This window comes from Azospirillum sp. B506, from assembly GCF_000333595.1.
Lineage (GTDB): Bacteria > Pseudomonadota > Alphaproteobacteria > Azospirillales > Azospirillaceae > Azospirillum.
In genome coordinates, this window is the sequence record NZ_BADK01001066.1 from 1 (window position 1) to 23610 (window position 23610).

The window sequence follows — 23610 nt, forward strand, 5'->3', positions numbered from 1 at the left end:
AACCCGCGTTCCGTGCTCCGAAAGAGAAGGCCGCCAGTATCAGGACGAAAATCTCCAGCATGATCGACCCAACCCTTTCGATCCGGGTTGACGATGCCAGCCGTATTCTGTATACTGAATATCAGACCTCGGACGCAATCTCTGCCGGACCGGATCTGATGGAGGGGCAGGTCGTGATTGTGGTTCACGACCGATCCCCCAAAACGCGACAAACCGACACCGGGACCAATGCGGTGGTCCCGATGCCGGTTTGTCGTGTCGTCAGACGATAAAGATGCCGGCGGTGACGATACCGCCTTAATTCAGACTGTTATCCAGATTTCCGGCCGGCCCCCCGGTCAACCGGAACTCCGTCTTTCCTTCAATCGGCGCCTTCGGTCACCAGCTTGCCGACCGGCTGGGTGGTGTCCTCGGCGATCTGGCGGGCACGCATCGGCTTCAGGACGAACAGGGCCATGAAGGCGGCGATGGCGTTGACCGCGGCGGCGAAGAAGAACACCGCCTGCCAGCTGCCGGTGGACGACACGATCACGTTGGCGAAAGGAACGACCAACGACGCGGTGCCCTTGGCGGTGTAGAGCAGGCCGGCATTGGTGGTGGCGAACTTAGACCCGAAGCTGTCGGCGCAGCAGGACGGGAACAGGCTGTAAATCTCGCCCCAGGCGAAGAACACCAGACCGGTCAGGACGACGAAGGCGACCGGGTGATGACCCCACTGGTTCAGCGCCAGGATGCCGACCGCTTCGATGGCGAAGGCGACGAACATCGTGTTCTCGCGGCCGATATGGTCGGACACCCAGCCGAAGAAGGGACGGGTCACGCCGTTCAGCACGCGGTCGATGGTCAGCGCGAAAGTCAACGCCGGCAGAGTAAGGCCCATGATGCTGACGGGCATGCCGTCGAGGTGGAAGTCCTTGGCGATCGGGCCGAGCTGGGCGGTGGCCATCAGACCGCCGGCGGCGACCATGACGAACATCAGGTACATCACCCAGAAGACCGGCGACTTCAGCGTCTCCTGCGGGGTGTAGTTGCGGCGGCTCTGGACGATGCTGCTCTTGTTCTTCGGCAGCAGGGCCGGGTCGGCTTCCTTCAGGAACCAAGCCAGCGCGAAGACGATCAGGCCCTGGCCCAGGCCGAACACCAGGAAGGTCTGCTCGAAGCCCGACGCCTGGATCATGTTGGCGATCGGCACGACCGTCAGGGCGGAGCCGGCGCCGAACCCGGCGGCGGTCAGGCCGGCGGCAAGACCGCGGCGATCCGGGAACCACTTCAGCGCGTTGCCGACGCAGGTGCCGTAGACACCGCCGGCGCCGATGCCGCCGATGGCCGCACCGAGATAGAGCAGCGCCAGCGAGTCGGCGAAGGAATTGATGACCCAGGCCAAGGCACACAGAATGCCACCGACCACGACGACGATGCGGGGACCGAACTTGTCGACGAACCAGCCTTCGACCGGCACCAGCCAGGTTTCGGTCACGACGAAAATGGTGAAGGCGACCTGAATGGCGGCACGGCCCCAATGATACTTTTCATCGATGGGGTTGACGAACAGCGTCCAGCCATATTGCAGGTTCGCGATCATCGACATGCAGATCACGCCGATGACCAACTGCATCCAGCGGCCGCCGAGCGGTGCTCCCTGCGCCTCCGAATTCGTATGCTGCATCTTCTATCTCCTCCTAGGAAGCGGTTCTCTGCCGATTCGGGCGTCGCTTCTGTTTTGATACTTCAGGCGTTTTCTTTTGGTGTCTTCTGAGATGCTTCGGATTTCGATGCGGTCGTTTGTACGGTTGTTTGCTGTCGGTGGCAGCGCGGCGAGGATGCGGCCTCGGGGCGCTCCACTGTGTTTGGGGGGCGGGTTTTCGTCCCCCGCCAGACCGGTGCGGTCCTGGTCCGATCTGGAATTATCAATATGGTATACCAGATGCCGAATGCGGCGCAAGCGATTAGTGGAAGGGGCGAACTGTTTCCGCAGGCTGCATTCCTGCGGGTTTCCGGGCGACAACTGGCTTTTGGTTTTCCGGCACGCGGAAAGGGGCGCGGGACGGCTTGGGCAGGAGTTCCGTCTGGCATATGGTATGCCAGTTCCGGCGACACACTGCCGCCGTTCACGCCCGTCCGGGCAGAACCCATATTAATAAGGAGTCGACCGCCATGGACCAGCAGCAGAACATCGAGATCGTCGTGGCGCGTGACGATGCCGATATCGCCGCCAGCTACCCGATCATGAAGGAGCTGCGGACCCACATGACCGACCCCGAGGCCTACCGCGCGCAAATTCGCCGCCAGATGGACGACGGCTACAACCTCGCCCTGCTGCGGCTGGACGGCGAGATCGCCGGCTGCGGCGGCTTCCGCATGCACGAGACGCTGTCACGCGGCCGCTATATGTATGTCGAGGATCTGGTCACCAGTGCCGCCAAGCGCTCCTACGGGCTGGGCGACAAGCTGTTCGACTGGCTGGCGGGCGAGGCGCGCGAGCGCGGTTGCGCCCAGATGGAGATCATCTCCGGCATCCAGCGCGGCGAGGCGCACCGCTTCTATCACCGCAAGCGGATGACCATCAAAAGCTTCCAGCTGGTGCTGCCGCTCGCCTGACGGGGTGGAGATGCCCAGGGGCAGGAACCGAGTGCCAGAAACGAAAAAGACGGCCCTCGGGAGGCCGTCTTTCTCACGATGACAGGAAGGAAGGGCTGTGGATCAGAAGGCGCGCGGGAAGCTCGCCCAGGCCGGGCCCGGCGGCAGCTCGTCTTCCGGCCCCTTGAGATCGGCTTCGGTCGGGTTGGCAAGGCGAAGCGGCGCGGAGGAGAAATCGCGCTGCGACTTGCCAGCGTTCGCGATCTGCATCGACAGGATGTAGTGGACCGTGCCGCCGAAGACGGACAGCACAAGCGCCAGAACCAGCATTTCCAACATGTTCATCGCTCCAGTGTCTCGGTGGGGTGCTTTTTTTGTTCGGTCGGCTTCGGCGTGACAATTCCGTTATGACGCAGCGCAGCAACTCCATCAAGTTTTTTGGTATACAAGGTACACGATGCCGGACATGCACATACCGCATGCCTCGCGTCATTTGCATGCATATCAAACATATCGCACCGCCAACAGTTTGGCTGTGATGCCTTGGTATTATGGATCCAACAGCACAGGAGCGATTGCGCTGCACCATCGTATGACGCACCGCCAAAAAATGAGCGGCTGCTGAAATTGTTTGATTGGCGTACTGTATTTGGCATACCATATTCACAGCACGACGCCCCGGCCGGGCGCCTTGCCGTTCCCGCCAGCCGATCAGGAGTCACGCCATGAAGGTCGAACATATCCTGCGCACCAAGGAAGCCCGCGTGGTCGCCGTGCGGACCAACGCGACGGTCGCCGATGCGATCCGCCTGATGAAGGCGGAGAACATCAGCGCCCTGGTCGTCAAGGACGTCTGCCGCACCGAAGGCAACACGCTGGCCGGCGTCCTGTCGGAGCGCGACATCGTCCACGCCCTGCTGGAACGCGGCAACGCGCTGCTGTCGATGCCGGTCTCCCAGCTGATGACGCGGCAGCCGGTAACCTGCGCCCCGTCCGACAGCGTCCAGCAGGCGCTGCAACTGATGGACCGGCACCATATCCGCCATCTTCCGGTTCTGGAGGATGGCCATCTGGTCGGCGTCGTCAGCGCGCGCGACTTCACCCGGCTGCAATTGCAGGAGCTTGACGGCACCGTCGCCGGCGTCGCGGAGCCGCCGGCCGCCGCCAGCTACGCCCACTGATCCGTCCCACCCGACCGTGGCGCTGCCGGCACATCCTGTCCGGCGGCGCCTTTGCCATTGGGAAAGGCTGCCCGTGACCACCCTGATCTTCACCCATCACGATTGCTTCGCCCACGACACCGGCCCCGGCCATCCCGAGGCGCCGGAACGGCTGGCGGTGGTCTGGCAGGTGCTCGACCGGCCGGAGTTCCGCGATCTGGAGCGCCGCTCCGCCCCCGAAGCCGATGTGGAGCAATTGTCGCGCGTCCATGACCGCTCTTATGTCGAGGCGGTGCTGGCCGCGGTGCCGGCCGACGGCTACCAGCGGCTGGACGGCGACACGCTGCTGTCGCCGGGATCGCGCGGCGCCATCCTGCGGGCGGCCGGGTCGGTCTGCGCCGCGGTGGACGCCGTGCTGGCCGGCGAGGCGACCAACGCCTTCTGCGCGGTGCGCCCCTGCGGCCACCATGCCGAACCCGCCCGCGCCATGGGATTCTGCGTCTTCAACAACATCGCCGTCGGCGCCCTGCATGCCCGCAAGGTCCATGGGCTGACCCGCATCGCCGTGGTCGATTTCGACGTGCATCACGGCAACGGCACCCAGGCGATGTTCGCCGACGATCCGGACCTGTTCTTCGCCTCCACCCACCAGTCGCCGCTCTATCCCGGCACCGGCAATTCGTGGGAGCGCGGGGTGGACGGCAACATCCTGAACCTGCCGCTGGAGCCCTACAGCGGCTCCGTCGAGTTCCGCCAGGCGATGGAACGCGCCATCCTGCCGGCGCTGGAGGCCTTCCAGCCGGAATTGCTGCTGATCTCCGCCGGCTTCGATGCGCACAAGCGCGATCCCCTGGCCCAGCTTGGCCTCACCAACGAAGATTTCGAGTGGGTGACGCGCAAGCTGGTCGAGCTTGCCGACCGGCAGTGCGGCGGCCGGGTGGTGTCGGCGCTGGAAGGCGGCTATGACGCGACCGGGCTGGCCGAGGGCTGCGCGGCGCATCTGACGGCGCTGATGCGGGGGTAAGGAAAGGGGCGATCCCAAGGTCGGGGGCGGCAAGCCACGCCTCCGACGTCACGCTTCGAACCTGCCTCCTCAATCCGCCGCCAGTCCCACGCCGCACACGCGCGCCCATTCCAGCAGGCGGGCGGTCGCACCGTCCGGTTCCGGCCGCCGCAACGCTGCGGCCCCCAGCACCACGGCGCCGTTGCTGCCGTCGATGGTCAGCAGGTCGCCGCTGCGGACGGTCGCCTCGCCGGCCCGCATCACCCCGCCCTCCACATCGATGCGCAACCCGCGGGCGCCGCAGACGCAGGGGCGGCCCATGCCGCGGGCCACCGTGGCGGCGTGGCTGGTGAAGCCGCCGCGGGCGGTGACGATGCCGACGGCGGCCTGCATGCCGTGGATGTCCTCCGGCGAGGTTTCCGGCCGGCACAGGATCACCGGCACCCCGCTGCGGGCCAGCCGCACCGCCTCCTCGGTGGTGAAGGCCGCCCGGCCGGTCGCCGCCCCCGGCGAGGCGGGAAGCCCGGTGGCGATGGCCGCGGCCAGGGCGTCGGCGGTCAGGGTCGGGCGCAGCAGTTCGTCCAGCGCCTGCGGATCGACGCGGCGCACCGCCTCCTCGCGGGTGATCAGCCCCTCCTCCGCCATGTCGACGGCGATGCGGACGGCCGCTTCGGACGACCGCTTGCCGCTGCGCGATTGCAGAATGAACAGGCGTCCACCATCCACTGTGAACTCGATGTCCTGCATGTCGCCGAAGGCGCGCTCAAGACGGCCGGCCACCGCGCACAGCTCGGCATAGGCCGCCGGCAGGCGATGCTCCATCGAACGGCCGGGGTTGGTCCGGTCGGCGCTCAGCGGGTCGGGATCGCAGGTGCCGGACACCACATCCTCGCCCTGGGCATCGGCCAGGAATTCGCCGCACAGGCCAGGGGCGCCGGTGGAGGGATCGCGGGTGAACAGCACGCCGGTGCCGGAGTCCGGCCCACGGTTGCCGAACACCATCGCCTGCACCGTCACCGCCGTCCCCAAATCCTCCGGAACGTCGTGCAGGGCGCGGAATGCCACCGCACGCGGGTTCATCCAGGAGCGGAAGACCGCCGCCACCGCCAGACGCAGCTGTTCCGCCGGATCCTGCGGGAAGGGTCGGCCGCAACGGGCCTCCACCAGCCGCAGGAAGCGCGGCAGCAGCAGGCGCCAGTCCTCCGCCGTCAGGTCGGCGTCACGCTGGATCCCCCGCTCCTCCTTGTGTTCGTCGAGCAGCGCCTCGAACCGGTGGCCGGGCACCCCCATCACCACACAGCCGAAGGACTGGACCAGCCGGCGGTAGCAGTCATAGGCGAAGCGCTCGTCGCCCGACGTCGCCGCCAGTCCCGCCACGGTCCGCCCGTTCAGTCCCAGATTCAAGATGCTGTCCATCATGCCCGGCATCGACACCGCCGCACCGGAGCGGACGGACAGCAGCAGCGGGCTGTCGCCGTCGCCGAACCCCGCACCGGCCCGGCGCTCCAGGGCCAGGATGGCCTCGTCGATCCGCTCCAGCAGACCGGCCGGCAGCGCATCCTCCGCGCCCAGCCCGCGTCCCGCCTCGGCGGCGATGACGAAGCCGGGCGGCACCGGAATGCCGAGGGCGGCCATCTCGACCAGCCGCGCCCCCTTGTTGCCCAGCCGCTCCACATCGGCGCCGCCATGCACCAGCCCGGCCCCGAAGGGAACGACCAGCTCCGGTACCGCTGCGAAAGCGGCGGCCGGGTGGAGCATCGGGGCTGTCTGGGGCAAGATGGACATGGTCATGACTCGCTCAACACAGGTTCGGCTGGACGGAATCGGTCGGCCCGTCGAAGGCCATCAGACGCAACAGCCGGTGCAGTCCATCCGGATCGTCGGTGTCGCCCTCCGGCGGTCGCATCCGCTGGCCAGCACCGGGGCCGCCCGCACGGACAACCTCATGGCTAAACAGCCGCAACAGCGGTTCGGCCCGGGCGCAGGCGGCATCGCTGCCACCAAGGGTGATGGCCGCGGTGGGAATGAGACCTGAGACGACAGGCGCATCGACCTGCAGGACACCAAGCTCGGCCAGCCGCGCCGCATTCGCCGCGGCGCCTGCCGCGGACCGCCGGGACAGGTCGATCACCAGCGCTCCCGGCGGCAGGGCAGCGCCAAAGCCGTCATCGCCGAACAGCGCGGCATCCGCCGCCGGATCGTCGGGCACCAGCAGCATCACGACGTCGCAGGCGCCGGCCCGGTCACGGAAGTCACTGCGGCCATGGCGGTGGTGGTGCAGCCGGTGCCCGGCCTGCCGCAGCCTGTCCATGATCGCATCGGCCATCTCCCCGCTTCCGATGAACCCGACATCCATGTCGCACTCCTCCCGCCTCCAGCCCGACCGCCGTCATCCGGCGCCAAGCGTCACGGTGGAGATTGATTGCGCCTTCCGTGTCGCACAATAGCACTATCGCGCAATTTTCACATCGCGGAAACCCGTTCAGACTTGCCTAATCTTACCCAAGCCTAACATGTCCGGCGGGAGTCTCCAGCGGCGAAAAGCCGCAGCCGGGCGGAAGCCGGAACACCGGACCGGCCGGCGTTTCCACCAGCCGCGGCAGGATCGGCGGCGGAAATCCCTGACCGGGGACGGTACAGGCCAGCGCAGCGGCGGTGTCGGCGCAGCCCGCCAGCCGCAGCAGGGTCATGCGGGTGGCGAAGACCAGCCTGCGATGTCCGGCCTCCTCCTCCGCCAGCAGGCGGCGCGGGCTGGCCCACAGGGCGCCGACCGCCTCCCCGCCGTCGCACAGCGGCTGCTGCCCTTCCGGCGCGGCGGCCAGGAAGAACAGCGTGTCGAAGCGGCGCGGCAGCATCTCCGGCGTCACCCAACGCGCCAGCACGGCCATGCGGTCGAGCGCCGGCATGGCGCCGCTCCGCGCCATCGCCGTGGCGAACCCCTCCCCCGCTGCCAGAGCGCGGCGCAATTCATCGAGCGCAGCAGGAGCAAGCGGATCGCGGGACAGCACCAGGCCGCATTCCTCCACACATTCCCGAACCGCGGCGACCCGATGGGCGAGATCGGCCGGTGGCCGGTCGTCCGGCCAGTGCACAGACCACAGCGGGTCATGGTCAGCCGCCTCCAGCCGGCCGCCGGGAAAGACGGTGGCGCCGGGGGCGAAGCGCAGACCGGCATGGCGCTCCATCACCAGCAGTTCCAAGCCCTCCACCCCGTCGCGCACCAGGATCAGGGTGGCGGCCGGATGGGGCGGAACGGCGCTTCGCAGGGTGGTTTCGGACATGCCCCAGTGTCGCCGATGGGCCGACCGGATGTCCATGTGCGGTGGACGGAACCACTCTCACGATGCGGAATAAGGATTCGGCGCCGTTTGACCATCCGGCCCAGGACTTCCAGCATCCGTCCAACACCGAACCTCACTCATATCGTTCGCCAGTCCCGCCCCTTTTTGCGAAGGGCCGGGCGGAGGAAGGCTGTCGTCATGCCGTTTCACCGCAGCACAAAGATCGTCGCCACGCTGGGCCCCGCCAGCTCGTCGGAAAGCCAGATCACCACGCTCGCCCGGGCGGGCGTCAACGTCTTCCGCCTGAATGCCAGCCATGGCACCCAGGCCGAACATGCGGAGCGTTACGCCCGCATCCGCGCCGCGGAACGGACCTTGGGGCAGCCCATCGGCGTCCTGCTCGACCTGCAGGGACCGAAACTGCGGGTCGGCACCTTCGGCTCCGGTCCGGTGGACCTCGCCATCGGCGACCGCTTCCGCCTCGACCTCGACCGCCGGCCGGGCGACAACCGCCGCGTCTGCCTGCCGCACCCGGAGGTCTTCGCCAGCCTGGAACCCGGCCTGGACCTGCTGCTGAACGACGGGCGCATCCGGCTGCGCGTGCTGGACTGCGGCCCGGATTTCGCGGAGACCGAGGTGGTGGCCGGCGGCACGCTGTCCGACCGCAAGGGCGTCAACGTCCCCGGCGCGGCGCTGGCGCTGAGCGCGCTGTCGGAGAAGGACCGTAGCGACCTCGCCTTCGGACTCGACCTCGGGGTGGACTGGATCGGCCTCAGCTTCGTCCAGCGGCCGGAGGATATCCTGGAGGCCCGCGAGCTGATCGGCAACCGCGCCCATGTGATGACCAAGATCGAGAAGCCCGCCGCCCTGCCGACACTCGACCGCATCATCGAGCTGTCGGACGCGGTGATGGTGGCGCGCGGCGACCTGGGCGTCGAACTGCCGCCGGAGGATGTCCCCGGCCTGCAGAAGAAGATGATCCGGCTCAGCCGCGCCATGGGCAAGCCGGTGATCGTCGCCACGCAGATGCTCGAATCCATGGTGTCGGAGCCGACGCCGACCCGCGCCGAGGCGTCGGACGTCGCCAACGCCGTCTATGACGGCGCCGACGCGGTGATGCTGAGTGCGGAATCCGCCTCCGGCCGCTATCCGGTGGAAGCGGTGGCGATGATGGAGCGCATCGTCCGCCGGGTGGAGCGCGACCCGCTCTACCGCCGCATCATGGACGCCGACCATCCCAGCCCGGAGGCGACCGCCCCCGACGCGCTGACCGCCGCGGCCCGGCAGGTGGCGGAGACCATCAGCGCCGCCGCCATCGTCACCTACACCACCACCGGCTCGACCACGCTGCGTGCCTCGCGCGAACGGCCCGGCGTGCCGATCCTCGGCCTCAGCGCCAATGTGGCGACGGCGCGGCGGCTGTCGCTGGCCTGGGGTGTCCATGCCGTGCTGACCGACGACGTGGCGAATTTCACGGAGATGGTCGGACGGGCGCTGACCGCCGCGGCCGATGCCGGCATCGGCCGGTCCGGACAGTCGCTGGTCGTCACCGCAGGCGTTCCGTTCGGGACGCCGGGCAAGACGAACGCCCTGCGGGTGGTCACCATCGACGGGGAGGATGCGCCACGGGCGGAAGCGGCACAGAGGGAGGCGGTTACGGCCTGAGGTCCGGCGGAGTCAGGGCGGCACAAGCCACCCTGACCGACCGCTCACTCCAGGAAATCGCAATGCTTCTCGACATGCGCGGCCAGACCCATCGTATGCTCCCGCACCAGCCGTTCGGCGAGGTTGGCATCACGATCCTCCAGGGCCTTGATGATGGCGCGGTGGTCGTGGATCGAGCGTTCGGCCCGATCCTCCTGGCCGATGGTCAGCTTGCGGATCGCCCGCATGTGGATGAACAGGTTGTCGGTGACGTCCTGGATCAGCTTCGAGCCGCTGAGCTGGATGATGCTCTTGTGGAAGGCGATGTTGGCGTCTGAGTACTCGCTGACATGGTCCTTCGGGCTGCGCTGCTCGAAGTTGCCGAACAGATCCCACAGCTTGTGGATTTCCGCCGCCGGGGCATGTTCGGCGGCCATGCGGGCGGCCATGCTTTCCAGCGCGGCCCAGACCTGGATCATCTCGATGATCTCGGTCTTGGTCTTGCGGATGACGAAGATGCCGCGGCGCGGCTGGAGGCGGATGAAGCCCTCCTGCTCCAGCAGGGTCAGCGCCTCGCGGATCGGGGTGCGGCTGACACCGAGCTTGTCGCTGAGCTGCCGCTCGTCCAGCCGGATCTCGCGGTCATGCTCATAGATGTCCATCTCCGTGATCGCCTGCTTCAGCGCGTGGTAGACCTGACTGCGGAAGGTGGTTCCGGTGTCGAGGGGCTGGACGTTGAGAGCGGGAACGGTCATGGAGTCGATGTCCTCATGTCTCGCCGGACGTTGCGGCGCACCCGGCCGGGCCCCGGTTCGGGACCACCGGCGTTTTCGTATCCTACATACCAGATGCATGCAAGCCGTTGAAATGTCCAGGGTGACCGGCGTGAAGCGCGCCTGAGGTCAACCGGAGGGCGGTGCCGTGGGTCCGCCCAGGGACATATCCGGTGCCAAGGCGGCCAGCAGCGGCACCAGGGCGTGCGCGTCACGCATCGCCAGCCCCATCACCGCGACGCCCGCCGCCCCGGCTGCGCGGCAGTCCGCCACCGCGTCCGCACGGTCGAGTCCACCCAACCCGATCACCGGCACGGCCTTGTCCGCGCCCACCGCCACCCATCGCCGCAGCCCTGCTTTACCCAGGCAAGGCCCGTAGCCCGGCTTGCTGGCAGACGGGAAAACCGGAGAGACGGTGACGTAATCGACTTGTCGCCGGGCCTCCTCAATCGCCTCGGCACCGTCCGAGTCGTGGAGCGACAGGCCGATCAGCGCCCCCGGCCCCAGCAGCGCGCGCGCCGCCGCCGGATCCCCGCCGGAGGAAAGATGCACGCCGTCGACTCCGGCCACCGCCGCCAGCGCCGGATCGCCATGCAAGGTGACGCGGGCTCCCCACGCCCTTCCACGCTCCTTCAGGGTCCGTGCCAGATCCACCCGCTCGGCATCCGGCAAGTCCTTGTCCCGCACCGACAACCAGCGCACGCCGCAGGCGAACAGGCGCTCCGCCACCTGCGGCAACGGCAGGTCGGCCAAAGTCCGGTCGGTGATGACCAGCAGCGGCGGCACAGGCAAGGGCAACGGGATCGATCCTCTGGTTCGGCCGGTCATCATCGCAAGGCACGACGCGTTCGGCCAGCCGCAACCTCCCGGTTTTTCCAATGGGTGGAAATCCGCCGGATACAGATCGACAATTCGTATGCATGTTGCTGGTCACGCAGATGGTTCGTATTGACATCATCCGTCAAACTGATGATCGTGGAGGCGGGCATGGGGCATTTGGCATGCCAGCAACCCCAAGTTGGTGGCAGGACACTCCATCCCGAGCCTTTTCCGGACCGTCCGCCAGAGACGACCAGCACAGTCATAGAAAACACAAGGTCCGACGGTCCGAACAGAACATGTCGCCGAACAGAACATGTCGGGTGCAATCGGGAGGAAGGACATGGTGCGTGAAACGCACGGCTATACGGCCCAGGTCGCACCCTGGGGCGGGCGCTGGATGCAGCTGGTTCTCGGCATCGTCTGCATGTCGATGATCGCCAACCTGCAATATGGCTGGACCCTGTTCGTCGAGCCGATCGACGACAAGCATGGCTGGGGCCGCACGGCGATCCAGGTGGCCTTCACCATCTTCATCGTCACCGAAACCTGGCTGGTGCCGGTGGAGGGCTGGTTCGTCGACAAATTCGGGCCGCGCATCGTCGTGCTGGTGAGCGGCGCGCTGTGCGCCCTGTCCTGGGCCTTGAACGCGGTGGCGGATTCGCTGCCTCTGCTTTATCTCGCCGCCGTGATCGGCGGCATCGGGGCCGGCGGCGTCTACGGCACCTGCGTCGGCAACGCGCTGAAATGGTTCCCCGACCGCCGCGGCCTGGCCGCCGGCCTGACCGCTGCCGGGTTCGGCGCCGGCTCCGCCCTCACCATCGTGCCGATCGCCACCATGATCGAGACATCGGGCTTCGAGACCACCTTCATGACCTTCGGGCTGGGCCAGGGACTGGTGATCCTGGTGCTGGCCTGCTTCATGGCAGACCCGCCGAAGCTGGGTTATGGACAGGCGCGCGGAACCGCCGCTCCGCAACGCCGGCATTACACCCCGCAGGAGATGCTGCGCACGCCGGTCTTCTGGATCATGTATGGCATGTTCACCATGGTCGCCGCCGGTGGCCTGATGGTGACCGCCCAACTCGGCCCCATCGCCACCGACATGAAGCTGATCGACGCGCCGGTCAGCATCCTCGGCCTGACCCTGCCGGCCCTGACCTTCGCCCTGTCCATCGACCGGGTGATGAATGGGATCACCCGGCCCTTCTTCGGCTGGGTCTCCGACCATATCGGCCGCGAGAACACCATGTTCATCGCCTTCACCATCGAGGCGGTCGGCGTGATGGCGCTCAGCGCCTATGGCGCCGATCCGGTGGCCTTCGTCATCCTGACCGGTCTGGTGTTCTTCGCCTGGGGCGAGATCTTCAGCCTGTTCCCCGCCTGCTGCGGCGACACCTTCGGCTCGCGCTTCGCCGCCACCAACGCCGGCATGCTCTACACCGCCAAGGGCGTGGCCGCCCTGCTGGTTCCGGTCGGCAATCTGATGGTCGAGGCGACCGGCAGCTGGCAGACCGTCTTCTACAGCGTCGCCATCGTCAACGCGCTGGCCGCCTTCCTCGCCCTGTTCGTCCTGAAGCCGCTGCGCGCCCGCTACGTCGCGGCGGCCAGCGGCACCGCTGCGCGCCTGACCACCCGGCTGGCCGACTGACGGTCCACAGACCGACTGCGCCTTCACGCCGGCCCCCGGATGAACTCCGATGGGGCCGGCAGCTTTTTGGGGTGTTACCGGACCACCAGTCGGTCCAGCAGGATTTCCTTGACCCGCACACCGTGCAGTTCACGGTCCAGCACGCCGGCGATGGTGCTCTTCATCAGCATCGCCCCGTCGGCGCCGATCAGCTGCTGTGGATCGATCTGCCGCATCCGGTCGGACAGGCGGTCGGAGATGCGGGGCACATAGGGATCGGCCACCTTGCCGTCCACCGATGGGTCGATTTCCAGCAGCACCTTCACATCCACCATGCGGGCGTCGTTGCCGCCCAGGGTGAAGGTCATCATCGGCAAGGCGGCGTATTTCTTGTCTGGCCCCTGATGCGCCTGGGAGGGCGGTGCCCGGTTGCGGCTGGCGACCACAGCGCCGGTCGCCCCAAGCGCCGCCAACACCAGGAGGAAGCCGGTCAGAACCAGCGGCATCAGGGACACCGTTTCCCCATGCCGGTTGCGACGCACGAGGCGCAAGATCGCCTTTCCGCCCCCATCGCGGAGGCCACGAGACCCATGGGAGCGATGCCCCGGACCATCATGCTAAGCGCGCAACAAATACCGGTCAAATGCCGATAATGGAGCCGACCGGTATCAGGCGACCGGGATCAACCGGTCGGAATCAGCCGGCCGGGACCACCGGTACATTGTCGATCAGCCGCGCCTTTCCCAGCCAGGCGGCGGCCAGCAGACGGGCGGGACGGGAGACGGCGGTCACCGGCTCCAGCGTATCGGCATCGCGCAATTCGACATAGTCGATGGTGCCGAACCCGGCCTCGGCGATGCGGCCGCGCATGCCGGTCAGGACGGCGTCGGCCTCCGCACCGCAGGCGAGGGCATCGGCCGCGGCAATCAGCGCCCGCTGCAGTTCTGGTGCGCGCGCACGCTCGTCGGCCGTGAGATAGGCGTTGCGCGACGACATGGCGAGTCCGTCGGCCTCACGCACCGTCGGCAACCCTTCGACACGGACGGGAATGTCGAGATCGCGGGTGAAGCGGCGGATCACCATCAGCTGCTGGTAATCCTTCTCGCCGAACACCGCCACGTCGGGCAGCGCCTGCAGGAACAGCTTGGTCACCACCAGCGCCACGCCGCCGAACATCTGCGGCCGGAAGGCGCCGCACAATCCCTCCGCCGGTCCGCCGACCGAGATGGCGGTGGCGAAACCCTGCGGATACATGGCACGCACGCCGGGCGCATAGAGCGCGTGGCAGCCGGCCGAGGCCAGCTTGGCGGCGTCGCCGCTCTCGTCGCGGGGATAGCGGTCGAAATCCTCGTGGGGGGCAAACTGGGTCGGATTGACGAAGACGCTGGCGACCACCCGATCCGCCAGTTCCCGCCCGCGCCGGACAAGTCCCAGATGCCCGTCATGCAGCGCACCCATCGTCGGCACCAGCGCGACGGTCAGCCCCTCCCGCCGCCAGGCTGCGACCTGGGCGCGCAGATCCTCCACCGTCCTCAGGATCGGCAGGGTACCGGCGTCTGTGCCGGCGCTCTCACGGGAAGTCATGCGGGAGGTCGGGGCAGTGGTCGGCGTCATGGCGTCGGTCCTTGCGCGGCGAAATCGGGCGCTGGATAACCCGACGGACCGTTCCTGTCCAGAAAAGCTTTCCGCAGGACAGACTGTTGCCAAATCATCCTGGTTCGGCAGCCGCGACGGAGATGGCTGGCGTCCTCCGCCGCGGTTTCGAATCAGCGCTTGATGGTGATGCCGACCAGATAAGCCAGATTCGCCCAGGCCAGCAGCGTCGCCAGCAGGGCGGTGAAGGACGGAACGAAGACCACCGAACCGATGATGACGGCGAGGACAGCGACCAGCAGAGCGAGGGAGAGCAAAGCGATACGGGTATCGTCCATGTGAGTTGGCTTTCCGAAGCGGGTGACAGGGATGGGATCCTGTCTAGCCGATCGCAGCGCAAAATGGGCTGATCTGCGTCAATCGACCGCGGGCCACTCATTACATAAGAGTCTTATAATGCATCTTTTTTATGTGGATTCGGCGTCCGGCACACGTCAAGACGGACAGCAGTGACGCTGAGCGTGGCGGCAAGGACGACCTGGCCGCGTGAGCCGAAAACAAAAAAGGCTTCGGGGTATTGCCCGAAGCCTTTTAAGATGGTGGGCGCGACAGGGATTGAACCTGTGACCCTTCGCGTGTGAAGCGAATGCTCTCCCGTTGAGCTACGCGCCCGAACCTTGAAACTCTTTTGCGCCGCTGCCGTCTTTGTCGGCCCCGCCGCTGCGGTGGGCGGGTTTCTACGGCCTTACCGGACAGGTGTCAAGCGTCAGTTTCGTCCCCATCTTAAAAAAGAATTCGCCGCCCGCAGGAGCCTCGGACCGTGCCCCAGCCCAGCCCCCGCCGCCTCTTCCGCGATGCCCGGCCTTGCCTTGTCCGGTCCCGCCCTGTCCGCACAGCCCTGATGGCGGCCGGCCTGTCCCTTTCCCTGCTTCCCCTGACCATGGCCGTGGCACTGGCGGAGCCGGTGAAGGCGGCCTACCGGGTCTTCGTCGGCGGCATCACCGCCCTGGATGTCGATGCGACGCTGGAGGTGACGGGCGACCGCTATCGCATCGCCGTATCGGCCACGACCGGCGGCACCATCGGCCGGCTGTTCAGCTGGCGCACGGACTCGCAGAGCGACGGCCTTGTCCACGGCGACGATCTGCGTCCGGCCAACCACCGCCAGACCAGCCAGCTGCGCGGAGAGCCGCGCAACGTCACCCTCACCTACGGGCCGCAGGGCGACGTCTCCGCCAGCGTCACACCGCCGCCGGAGAAGGATGACCGCGAGGCCGTTCCGCCGGCCCTGCAGCGCGATACGCTGGATCCGCTGACCGCCGTGCTAGACCTGCTGTTCACGGTGGGAGCGAGTCAGCAGTGCAACCGGTCGGTGCCGGTGTTCGACGGCCGCCGCCGCTATGACATGTTGTTCGGCGAGGTGGGATGGCGCATCGTCGACCCGTCGCGCTATTCGATTTTCTCCGGCGTCGCCCATCAATGCCGAGTGACCTACAAGCCGGTGGCCGGCTATGCCCGCTCATCGTCGGGCGGCCGCTTCTGGCAGCGGAGCAACCCGGCCGACCGGCCGCCGGTCAATGTGTGGCTGGCTCCGATCGCCGCCGGCTATCCGCCGCTGCCGGTGCGGCTGGAAACGGACAGCGATCTCGGCAGCGTCGTGGTCCACCTGATCGGTGTCACGCCGCCAGCGGCAGACCGTCGGACCGGACCCTCGCCGCAAGCGGTGCGCTGACCGTCGGCTGCGCCATCGACGGGGCGGGCGAGCGGGTATCCAGGATCAGATCGGACGGCATGTGACCGGCGCGGCGCACCGCCTCGCTCAGCGCCGAGGCCGACGGCCAGAGGATGCAGCCCTCCAGGTCCAGCAGCTCGCCGCCCAGCAGAGCCGCATAGCCGCCCAGTTTGCCCATATGAACGATCCGAGCCATGCGCGTTTCCAAGGTGGAGTTCCTTCCCATCGGCGCTCGCCGTGACGCTGGCCGGACGGCGGCACATTGCGCCGCCGTCGGATCCGCACCCGGCAGGGTCTTGGTTGATTGTCTTGCCTGCCGGCAGCGGAGTGCGTGAGCAGCAGGACCGCGGCGACGAAGACCAGCGAACCGGCCGTCAGGGCATCCTGCTGTATCATGACGCGTCCTCCCGCGGATCGGCATCCCATCGCCCGGAAGACCGGATCGACCCACCCAGTTTAGGGGCTTTGAGGCGCCGGTACGCGGACCCCGAGGGATACCCCTCCTGTCCAAAAGGATAGTATCGGTGTATGCAGCCGTCCGTCAGCCGACCGATCGTCACGGCGGATCATCCGAAACGGTTCAGCCGGAACCATTCATCCAGCTTCGGCCAAGCGCACCAGCCCGTCCGGCAGATCGGCGAACCGGTCCAGGATCAGATCGGCGCCCAGGTCCTCCACCGGCATGCGCGGATAGCCGTAGCTCATGGCGACCACCGGCACGCCGGCCGACCGCGCCGCCTTCACGTCGTTGCCGTTGTCGCCGATCATCGCCGCCCGCGCCGCCCCGCCGGTGGCGTCCAACCGCTCCAGAACCCAGGTCAGATGGCGGCCGTCCGGCTTCTTCACCGGCAGCGTGTCGCCGCCGGCAACGGCGCCGAACAGGTGCCCCAGCCCCAGGATGCCCAGCAGCTTGCGGGTGATGTTCTCCGGCTTGTTGGTGCACAGCCCCAGCCGCACCCCGCGTTCGGCCAGCGCCGCCAGCGTCTCCGCCACGCCGGCATAGAGCACCGGCGGCTCCGAATCGTCATAGTAGGTGTCGAGATAGTGGCGCAGCACCGGCTGCACCGCCTCGTCCTGCAGCGGCGCGCCGGTGGCGGCGAATGCCTGGCGCACCAGCACTGCGGAGCCGTCGCCGATCATCGTCCGCACCTGAGCCTCGGTCAGGGCGGGCCGATCGAACGCGGCCAGCGTGCGGTTCAGCACGCGGGTCATGTCGGGCGCGCTGTCGATCAGCGTTCCATCGAGATCGAAGACGAGCGCCTGGAAGGGAAACGGCATGGAAAGCCCCGCAATCTGCCATGAGTTCGACGATGTCCGGTGGATAGCATGGAGCCGCGCCGGTCAACCACCCGCATGGCCGCAACCCAGCGCCGACACGTCAGGCCCGGCAGGCTCCGACGATTGTCCAGGGCCAGCCCGAAGCGTCTACCCCTGATCGTTTCATCGCCGCTTCGGATCAGTGCCCCGGCACGGATCGTCCAGGGAGCGAATATGCGCATTATAGATGTTGCTTGTTGTCAGATTGATTCTGGAGTGCCCTATCCAATTCCCCACCTGGAAGTTGAAGCGATTGTCATACATCCAATAAAATTGGTTCCAACCCGACTTTTGGCATCGCCTCCGCCACCCAGCTTCGATTTCACCAAATTACCCAAGTCACATCCACACAGGACCAGGAGATATGCTGGTATATCCGGAAAAGATACCGCTCACCATGGATATCCTATGCCGTGAGGCCGCTCAATTCACCAAAACAAAAAGCGTCATTGCCGAGCCTTCCTTATTTGGAGTTACGGATGGAAAGGCAATAGGAACTTACTTGGAACACAAACTTACGAATTACCTGCTGGCGAACTATAAATTTAATCAAGGCAATTCCGCGTCGGAAATAGATTTCCCTGAGCTTGAAGTCGACATGAAAGTGACAAGCTTCAAGTAGCCACAGTCATCGTGTCCCTACAAATCAGCCAGACAGAAGATATTCGGGCTTGGTTACCATCTCATCATATTCGTTTACGATAAGATTGACGATCATACGGCACGGACCGGATTGCTTAATATCATGCACACGATTTTCATCAATCGCGAACGCACTACCGACTATCAAATGACCCGCGGCATATGCGAGATCCTTGACCGTGACGGCAACGAAGAGGATCTGATCGCCTTCATGGCCGACCGGAATCTTCCCGTTGACGACATAGAGGCGCAAAGGATCGCGGAGGAACTCATGGCGAAGCGCCCGAACGAGGGCTACCTTACCATATCCAATGCGCTACAATGGCGGCTCCAATATCGTCGGGCTATCGACCATGCTGGCTTGGTTCCCGGTATTTTGCGCATCGGATAGGTGGTTTCATGGCGCCGAGAAAGGCGAAGACTACATGCGAGTTCGGCGATTTTCAGACACCGGACGAATTGGCCAGCAAAGCCCTCACCGTACTGAAAGAAACAGGTCTCGATCCCGCTTCGGTCGTCGAACTGACCTGCGGAAGAGGGGCTTTCGTCATCGCAGCGGACGATGCCTTTCCCGGCGCAACAATCCTGGCTGGAGAAGTAAATGAACAGTATGTCGCTTACCTGAAAGAAAGAATACTGAAGAAAAAGGGATCGCTTGACAACATAACAATTTCAAATTGCAATTTCTTCGAGACGGATTGGTCGTCGGAAATAGAGAAGCTACAGGAACCATTGCTGATCACTGGGAATTATCCGTGGGTGACAAGCGCCGCGCTTGGAGCAATCCAGAGCTCGAATTTGCCAAAGAAGTCAAATTTCCACGGCTATGCCGGCCTCGATGCCATCATGGGCAAAAGCAACTTCGATATCTCGGAGTGGATGATCCTCCGGAACCTGGATTGGCTGAACGGCCGCCATGGCGCCATCGCCATGCTCTGCAAGACGTCTGTGGCGCGGAAAATCCTGAGCCATGCCTGGCGGAACAAACTTCCGGTAAATCGGGCCGCGATCTACGCGATTGACGCCATGGCTTCATTTGGCGCCGCCGTGGATGCTTGCTTCTTCGTACTTGAAATCGCCCCGGAAGGGCACGCGAATGATTGTGCAGTATTCGATAGTTTAGATAGCCGCATTCCAGAGAATAAAATCGGCTTCCATGACGGCATGATGGTCTCGGACGTCGACGGCTACCTGGAGAACCGTCATTTGTGTGGAAACGATCCGCATTATGTATGGCGGTCGGGCATCAAGCATGACTGCTCTCGGATTATGGAACTGACCTATACAGGCTCAGAATTTCTAAATGGCAATGACGAAGAAATCGATATAGAGGATTCCCTTCTTTACCCGATGCTCAAGAGTTCCGATCTGGGCGGCAAACGCAAGAAAGAACGGAAAAAATATATGATCGTCACACAGAGGAGCATTGGAGACTCCACCTCTTACATATCGGAATCCGCTCCAAAAACATGGTCATACTTGCAGGAAAACTCTTCTCAATTGAACGCAAGGGCAAGCTCCATTTACAAAGGAAAACCGGAGTTTTCAATATTTGGCGTCGGAGACTACACATTCATGCCATGGAAGGTTGCGATCTCCGGATTCTACAAGAACCTGGAATTCAAGGTTGTCGGTCCATCGGACAGTGGCAAGCCTGTCGTCTTCGACGATACGGTCTACTTCCTTGCGTGTTGGTCGGAAGAAGAGGCGCACCTATTGCATCGTCTTCTTATGTCCAAGGAGGCGCAAAATCTGCTGTCTTCCATGACATTCTGGAATGACAAGCGGCCAATCACCGTCGATCTCCTCAAGCGCTTGAATCTTGGCAAGGTCGCTAAGCAGGCTGGCCTGGAACAGGAATACATGCGACATGCGCTCGGCAGAAGCGAACGCAACAAACAAATGACCCTTTCTTTTTCTTCTGCAGCAGAATAATCGATGGTAGAAAGCTGATTGCTCGCACGGGCGGCAACGGGCGAACGGTCGTCCGCCGGCGTGGATGCCCGGTCCCAAATCGATCGGAACCCGGCGGTCGATTCCGCCTCACCCACGTCAAGGAGCCTCTGCGCCGGGCCGTGACGATGACCCTCCACACCGGCCGGAGGTCATCGGACCTCATCACGATGCGGTGGGATGACTATGACGGGTCCGCGATCCAGAGTACCCAGAAAAAAGATCGATACCCGGCTGTGGGTACCGTGACACGCGGACCTAAAGGCCGAGTTGACGGGGTGGAAGAGAAACGCTACCTCCGTACCAATACTGGTTAACCCCGGTTCCGAACAGCACTGGAACAGAATAGGATTTTCCAATGCCGTAGATTTGGCAATCGCAGCACATCCAGAACTGAAAGGTCACGATTCCCATGGCTTGCGGAGTCCTGCTGTTCGGCTCTGGAGAGCGCGGCCATCACCGGACACATGTCCCTGAAAAGTTACGAGATTTGCGCCTGTCGGGCGGGCCGGCGACACGGTGCGGACGCAGCCGTCGCGAAGCTTGAGATCCACCGACGGGAAGCCCAGGAAAAATGAGATGGTAACCTGTTGGAAACATTTGTTTATTGCAGATTGAAACAAAAGTTGACTTGGGCTTCCTTCGCGTGCTGTGGCACACCACTCTCGGAATTGCGGATGGTGCGATGCCCACTCCGGAAGAAGCGTCGCCGGTCCTGACAGTGATGTCTTAACCTATCACCGCTCTAGTACGGCGCTTGCCCAAACCGGTTTCTCCATCCACACGTCTCTTCATCCACGCAAGGTTCGACCAGGAACACCACCATGGCTCATCGTCCGCTCGCCTGTGTGATCCTCGCCGCCGGCAAGGGCACGCGCATGAAATCCGATCTGCCCAAGGTGCTGCACCGGGTGGCCGGCCGGCCGATGGTCGGGCATGTGCTGGCCGCGGTGAAGGCGCTCGACCCCGACCATGTCGTCGTGGTCGTCGGTCCCGGCATGGACAGCGTGGCTGCCGCCGTCGCCCCCTACCCCACCGCGGTCCAGCATGAACAGCGCGGAACCGCCGACGCCGTGCGCGCCGCCTTCGGCCTGCTGGAGGGCTTCACCGGCGACGTCATCGTGCTGTACGGCGACACGCCGCTGGTCACGCCGGACACGCTGCGCGCCCTGGTACAGGCACGCCGGCAGGCGAGCGACCCGGCGGTGGTGGTGCTGGGCATGCGGCCCGAGGATCCCGGCGCCTATGGCCGCCTGATCCTGAACGCCCGCGGCGGGCTGGAGAAGATCGTCGAGTATCTCGACGCCAGCGAGCAGGAGCGCGCGGTCGGGCTGTGCAACGCCGGCCTGATGGCGTTCGACGGCGCCCGCATGTTCGACCTGATCGGCAATGTCGGCAACGACAATGCCAAGTCCGAATATTACCTGACCGACGTGGTCCAGATCGCGCGCCGCGCCGGCATGGCCTGCGCCGTGGTCGAGGCCGCCCCGGCCGAAGTGGTCGGCGTCAATTCCCGCGCCGAACTGGCGGAGGTGGAAAAGCTGCTGCAGCGCCGCCTGCGCAAGGCGGCGATGGACAATGGCGCCACCCTGATCGACCCCGACAGCACCTTCTTCAGCGTCGACACCAGGCTCGGCCGCGACGTGGTCGTCGGTCCCGGCTGCTTCTTCGGCGCCGGGGTGACGGTCGGCGACCGGGTGGAGATCAAGCCCTACTGCCATCTGGAAGGCGTCCGCATCGACAGCGGCGCCGTCATCGGTCCGTTCGCCCGGCTGCGGCCGGGGGCGGAAATCGGCCCGGACGCCCATATCGGCAACTTCGTCGAGGTGAAGAACGCGGTGATCGAGGCCGGGGCCAAGGCCAACCATTTGACCTACATCGGCGACGCCCGCGTCGGCGCCAAGGCCAACATCGGCGCCGGCACCATCACCTGCAATTACGACGGCTTCGGGAAGTTCCGGACGGAGATCGGCGCCGGGGCCTTCATCGGCTCGAACAGCGCGCTGGTCGCCCCGGTGGTCATCGGCGACGGCGCCATCGTCGGCGCCGGCAGCGTGGTGACGATGGCGGTCGAGGCCGACGCGCTGGTGGTCGCCCGCGGCAGCCAGAAGGCGTACGCCGGCTGGGCAAAGCGTTTCCGCGAACGGAAGCAAAACGAGAAAGCGAAAAAGGCGTAAGGTCGGTTCGGGTCTTCTCTCCGGTCGGCATCTTTTCAGGAGCATCAGGTCCATGTGCGGCATCATCGGCATCAACGGCATTCACGACGCATCCCCCCGGCTGGTGGAGGGCCTGCGCCGGCTCGAATACCGCGGCTATGACAGCGCGGGTGTCGCCACCCTGGTGAACGGCCATATCGAGCGCCGCCGCGCCGAGGGCAAGCTGGTCAACCTGGACATGAGGCTGCGCGACCAGCCGCTGTCCGGCACGGTCGGCATCGGCCACACCCGCTGGGCCACCCATGGCGGCCCGACCGAGAACAACGCCCACCCGCACGCCACCAAGCGCGTCGCCGTCGTCCACAACGGCATCATCGAGAATTACCAGGAGTTGAAGGACGAGCTGACCGGCCACGGCTATGTCTTCGAAAGCGCCACCGACACCGAGGTGATCGTCCACCTCGTCACCTACTACCTGGAAAAGCACGGCATGACGCCGGTCCAGGCGTCGGCCGCCGCCTTCAAGCGCTTCACCGGCGCCTTCGCCCTGGTGCTGATCTTCGCCGGCGAGCATGAGCTGATGATCGGCGCCCGCCATGGCACGCCGCTGGCCGTCGGCTATGGCGAGGGCGAGATGTATCTGGCATCGGACGCCTTCGCGCTGGCGCCGCTGACCAACCGCATCTGCTATCTGGAGGACGGGGACTGGGTCGAGGTCAGCCGCACCGCCGCCATCGTCCACGACGCATCGGATGCGGTGGTGGAGCGTCCGGTGAAGACCACCGCCGTCTCCGGCGCGCTGATCGGCAAGGACGGCTACCGCCACTATATGCTCAAGGAAATCTACGAGCAGCCGCAGGTCATCGGCGACACGCTGAACGCCTACATCAACCCGGAAACCGGCACGTTCTCCCTGCCGGACTTCCCCTTCGATCTGGCCGGCGCATCCAAGCTGACCATCGTCGCCTGCGGCACCGCCTATTACGCCGGCTTCGTCGCCAAATACTGGTTCGAGACGCTGGCCCGCATTCCGGTCGAGGTCGACATCGCCTCGGAGTTCCGCTATCGCGAGGCACCGCTGCCGCCGGGCGGCATCGCGTTGTTCATCTCGCAGTCGGGCGAGACGCTGGATACGTTGGAGGCGCTGCGCTATTGCAAGCGCCAGGGCCAGAAGATCCTGTCGATCGTCAATGCGCCGGAAAGCACCATCGCGCGCGAATCCGACGCGGTGCTCTACACCATGGCGGGTCCGGAGATCGGCGTCGCCTCCACCAAGGCCTTCACCACCCAGCTGACGACGCTGGCCTGCCTTTGCGTCACCGTCGGCCGC

The 23610-nt window shown here is 65.4% G+C and carries 24 protein-coding genes and 1 tRNA gene; 12 read left to right on the top strand and 13 right to left on the bottom strand.

Annotation, left to right across the window (positions count from 1 at the left end; all coding sequences use genetic code 11):
• A partial coding sequence (locus I71_RS39275) for a hypothetical protein (RefSeq protein ID WP_042704250.1) occupies nucleotides 1–272 on the top strand: 272 nt, incomplete at its 5' end.
• 89 nt (nucleotides 273–361) lie between these two features.
• Here the strand turns inward: I71_RS39275 and oxlT (I71_RS32945) are convergent.
• On the bottom strand, nucleotides 362–1666 hold the full coding sequence (gene oxlT / locus I71_RS32945) for an oxalate/formate MFS antiporter (RefSeq protein ID WP_042704252.1): 1305 nt from the start codon (nucleotides 1664–1666) through the stop codon (nucleotides 362–364).
• Between the two features lie 488 nt (nucleotides 1667–2154).
• Here oxlT (I71_RS32945) and I71_RS32950 point away from each other — a divergent pair, with 488 nt between their 5' ends.
• A complete protein-coding gene (locus I71_RS32950) occupies nucleotides 2155–2598 on the top strand; it encodes a GNAT family N-acetyltransferase (protein WP_049976460.1) in 444 nt (147 codons plus the stop codon).
• A gap of 102 nt (nucleotides 2599–2700) precedes the next feature.
• Here I71_RS32950 and I71_RS32955 read toward each other — a convergent pair whose 3' ends face one another.
• Nucleotides 2701–2922 (bottom strand): hypothetical protein, encoded by a 222-nt coding sequence (locus I71_RS32955; RefSeq protein WP_042704255.1) that lies wholly within the window; start codon nucleotides 2920–2922, stop codon nucleotides 2701–2703.
• 380 nt (nucleotides 2923–3302) lie between these two features.
• Between I71_RS32955 and I71_RS32960 the strand changes: the two genes are divergently transcribed.
• Both I71_RS32960 and I71_RS32965 read left to right on the top strand, forming a co-directional pair.
• Nucleotides 3303–3758, top strand: a complete 456-nt coding sequence (locus tag I71_RS32960; RefSeq protein WP_042704256.1) for a CBS domain-containing protein — start codon at nucleotides 3303–3305, stop codon at nucleotides 3756–3758.
• Between the two features lie 73 nt (nucleotides 3759–3831).
• The gene (locus tag I71_RS32965; RefSeq protein ID WP_042704258.1) at nucleotides 3832–4761 is read left to right on the top strand and encodes a histone deacetylase family protein; all 930 of its coding nucleotides are present in this window, start codon (nucleotides 3832–3834) and stop codon (nucleotides 4759–4761) included.
• 69 nt (nucleotides 4762–4830) lie between these two features.
• Here I71_RS32965 and I71_RS32970 read toward each other — a convergent pair whose 3' ends face one another.
• The 3 genes from I71_RS32970 to I71_RS32980 form a co-directional block, all read right to left on the bottom strand.
• A complete protein-coding gene (locus I71_RS32970; protein WP_244434200.1) occupies nucleotides 4831–6525 on the bottom strand; it encodes a pyruvate, phosphate dikinase in 1695 nt (564 codons plus the stop codon).
• Between the two features lie 13 nt (nucleotides 6526–6538).
• Entirely contained in the window at nucleotides 6539–7096 is a 558-nt protein-coding gene (locus I71_RS32975) for an NAD(P)-binding domain-containing protein (RefSeq protein WP_049976461.1), read from the bottom strand.
• Between the two features lie 142 nt (nucleotides 7097–7238).
• Complete coding sequence (locus I71_RS32980) at nucleotides 7239–8021, bottom strand: NUDIX domain-containing protein (protein ID WP_042704261.1); 783 nt, start codon at nucleotides 8019–8021, stop codon at nucleotides 7239–7241.
• A gap of 198 nt (nucleotides 8022–8219) precedes the next feature.
• On the opposite strand from I71_RS32980, the gene pyk reads away from it, so the two are divergent.
• Entirely contained in the window at nucleotides 8220–9686 is a 1467-nt protein-coding gene (pyk, locus tag I71_RS32985) for a pyruvate kinase (protein WP_042704262.1), read from the top strand.
• Nucleotides 9687–9730: 44 nt separating this feature from the next.
• Here pyk and I71_RS32990 read toward each other — a convergent pair whose 3' ends face one another.
• Nucleotides 9731–10420, bottom strand: a complete 690-nt coding sequence (locus I71_RS32990; protein WP_042704264.1) for a GntR family transcriptional regulator — start codon at nucleotides 10418–10420, stop codon at nucleotides 9731–9733.
• A 147-nt stretch (nucleotides 10421–10567) separates the two neighbouring features.
• A complete protein-coding gene (locus I71_RS32995; protein WP_049976462.1) occupies nucleotides 10568–11236 on the bottom strand; it encodes a thiamine phosphate synthase in 669 nt (222 codons plus the stop codon).
• A gap of 364 nt (nucleotides 11237–11600) precedes the next feature.
• On the opposite strand from I71_RS32995, the gene oxlT (I71_RS33000) reads away from it, so the two are divergent.
• The gene (gene oxlT / locus I71_RS33000; protein WP_042704266.1) at nucleotides 11601–12908 is read left to right on the top strand and encodes an oxalate/formate MFS antiporter; all 1308 of its coding nucleotides are present in this window, start codon (nucleotides 11601–11603) and stop codon (nucleotides 12906–12908) included.
• A gap of 74 nt (nucleotides 12909–12982) precedes the next feature.
• On the opposite strand, the gene I71_RS33005 is transcribed toward oxlT (I71_RS33000), so the two are convergent.
• From I71_RS33005 to I71_RS33020, 4 genes are all read right to left on the bottom strand, one after another.
• Nucleotides 12983–13429 carry a flagellar basal body-associated FliL family protein gene (locus tag I71_RS33005; protein WP_244434203.1) on the bottom strand — a complete coding sequence of 149 codons (447 nt, stop codon included), beginning with the start codon at nucleotides 13427–13429 and terminating at the stop codon, nucleotides 12983–12985.
• A 154-nt stretch (nucleotides 13430–13583) separates the two neighbouring features.
• Nucleotides 13584–14471, bottom strand: a complete 888-nt coding sequence (gene panC, locus I71_RS33010; protein WP_042704292.1) for a pantoate--beta-alanine ligase — start codon at nucleotides 14469–14471, stop codon at nucleotides 13584–13586.
• Nucleotides 14472–14653: 182 nt separating this feature from the next.
• Complete coding sequence (locus I71_RS33015; protein WP_042704268.1) at nucleotides 14654–14818, bottom strand: hypothetical protein; 165 nt, start codon at nucleotides 14816–14818, stop codon at nucleotides 14654–14656.
• 259 nt (nucleotides 14819–15077) lie between these two features.
• Nucleotides 15078–15152 (bottom strand) — tRNA-Val (locus tag I71_RS33020).
• 148 nt (nucleotides 15153–15300) lie between these two features.
• Between I71_RS33020 and I71_RS33025 the strand changes: the two genes are divergently transcribed.
• Entirely contained in the window at nucleotides 15301–16212 is a 912-nt protein-coding gene (locus I71_RS33025; protein WP_244434201.1) for a DUF3108 domain-containing protein, read from the top strand.
• Here the strand turns inward: I71_RS33025 and I71_RS33030 are convergent.
• Entirely contained in the window at nucleotides 16157–16408 is a 252-nt protein-coding gene (locus I71_RS33030) for a hypothetical protein (RefSeq protein WP_244434202.1), read from the bottom strand. The genes I71_RS33025 and I71_RS33030 overlap by 56 nt on opposite strands.
• A 398-nt stretch (nucleotides 16409–16806) precedes the next feature.
• A complete protein-coding gene (gph, locus tag I71_RS33035) occupies nucleotides 16807–17490 on the bottom strand; it encodes a phosphoglycolate phosphatase (RefSeq protein WP_042704274.1) in 684 nt (227 codons plus the stop codon).
• 403 nt (nucleotides 17491–17893) lie between these two features.
• Between gph and I71_RS39060 the strand changes: the two genes are divergently transcribed.
• The 5 genes from I71_RS39060 to glmS form a co-directional block, all read left to right on the top strand.
• Nucleotides 17894–18151, top strand: a complete 258-nt coding sequence (locus tag I71_RS39060) for a hypothetical protein (RefSeq protein WP_199902323.1) — start codon at nucleotides 17894–17896, stop codon at nucleotides 18149–18151.
• Nucleotides 18152–18274: 123 nt separating this feature from the next.
• The gene (locus I71_RS39065) at nucleotides 18275–18562 is read left to right on the top strand and encodes a hypothetical protein (protein WP_199902324.1); all 288 of its coding nucleotides are present in this window, start codon (nucleotides 18275–18277) and stop codon (nucleotides 18560–18562) included.
• Between the two features lie 8 nt (nucleotides 18563–18570).
• On the top strand, nucleotides 18571–20106 hold the full coding sequence (locus tag I71_RS33045) for a hypothetical protein (protein ID WP_042704276.1): 1536 nt from the start codon (nucleotides 18571–18573) through the stop codon (nucleotides 20104–20106).
• An 842-nt stretch (nucleotides 20107–20948) separates the two neighbouring features.
• Nucleotides 20949–22301: a bifunctional UDP-N-acetylglucosamine diphosphorylase/glucosamine-1-phosphate N-acetyltransferase GlmU gene (glmU, locus tag I71_RS33050; RefSeq protein ID WP_042704278.1), complete on the top strand. Its 1353-nt coding sequence runs from the start codon at nucleotides 20949–20951 to the stop codon at nucleotides 22299–22301.
• A gap of 52 nt (nucleotides 22302–22353) precedes the next feature.
• The coding region (glmS, locus tag I71_RS33055) for a glutamine--fructose-6-phosphate transaminase (isomerizing) (RefSeq protein WP_042704280.1) at nucleotides 22354–23610 on the top strand (1257 nt) is incomplete at its 3' end.

What these genes read in the sequence shown, in the direction of transcription:
- I71_RS33015 (WP_042704268.1), bottom strand. Translation starts at nt 14,818, where the DNA reads ATGGACGATACCCGTATCGCTTTGCTCTCCCTCGCTCTGCTGGTCGCT.
- I71_RS33030 (WP_244434202.1), bottom strand. Translation starts at nt 16,408, where the DNA reads ATGGCTCGGATCGTTCATATGGGCAAACTGGGCGGCTATGCGGCTCTG.
- oxlT (WP_042704266.1), top strand. Translation starts at nt 11,601, where the DNA reads ATGGTGCGTGAAACGCACGGCTATACGGCCCAGGTCGCACCCTGGGGC.
- pyk (WP_042704262.1), top strand. Translation starts at nt 8,220, where the DNA reads ATGCCGTTTCACCGCAGCACAAAGATCGTCGCCACGCTGGGCCCCGCC.
- glmU (WP_042704278.1), top strand. Translation starts at nt 20,949, where the DNA reads ATGGCTCATCGTCCGCTCGCCTGTGTGATCCTCGCCGCCGGCAAGGGC.
- I71_RS32970 (WP_244434200.1), bottom strand. Translation starts at nt 6,525, where the DNA reads ATGTCCATCTTGCCCCAGACAGCCCCGATGCTCCACCCGGCCGCCGCT.
- I71_RS33045 (WP_042704276.1), top strand. Translation starts at nt 18,571, where the DNA reads ATGGCGCCGAGAAAGGCGAAGACTACATGCGAGTTCGGCGATTTTCAG.
- I71_RS32950 (WP_049976460.1), top strand. Translation starts at nt 2,155, where the DNA reads ATGGACCAGCAGCAGAACATCGAGATCGTCGTGGCGCGTGACGATGCC.
- I71_RS39060 (WP_199902323.1), top strand. Translation starts at nt 17,894, where the DNA reads ATGCTGGTATATCCGGAAAAGATACCGCTCACCATGGATATCCTATGC.
- I71_RS32975 (WP_049976461.1), bottom strand. Translation starts at nt 7,096, where the DNA reads ATGGATGTCGGGTTCATCGGAAGCGGGGAGATGGCCGATGCGATCATG.
- I71_RS32980 (WP_042704261.1), bottom strand. Translation starts at nt 8,021, where the DNA reads ATGTCCGAAACCACCCTGCGAAGCGCCGTTCCGCCCCATCCGGCCGCC.
- gph (WP_042704274.1), bottom strand. Translation starts at nt 17,490, where the DNA reads ATGCCGTTTCCCTTCCAGGCGCTCGTCTTCGATCTCGATGGAACGCTG.
- I71_RS32955 (WP_042704255.1), bottom strand. Translation starts at nt 2,922, where the DNA reads ATGAACATGTTGGAAATGCTGGTTCTGGCGCTTGTGCTGTCCGTCTTC.
- panC (WP_042704292.1), bottom strand. Translation starts at nt 14,471, where the DNA reads ATGACTTCCCGTGAGAGCGCCGGCACAGACGCCGGTACCCTGCCGATC.
- oxlT (WP_042704252.1), bottom strand. Translation starts at nt 1,666, where the DNA reads ATGCAGCATACGAATTCGGAGGCGCAGGGAGCACCGCTCGGCGGCCGC.
- I71_RS32990 (WP_042704264.1), bottom strand. Translation starts at nt 10,420, where the DNA reads ATGACCGTTCCCGCTCTCAACGTCCAGCCCCTCGACACCGGAACCACC.
- I71_RS32960 (WP_042704256.1), top strand. Translation starts at nt 3,303, where the DNA reads ATGAAGGTCGAACATATCCTGCGCACCAAGGAAGCCCGCGTGGTCGCC.
- I71_RS39065 (WP_199902324.1), top strand. Translation starts at nt 18,275, where the DNA reads ATGCACACGATTTTCATCAATCGCGAACGCACTACCGACTATCAAATG.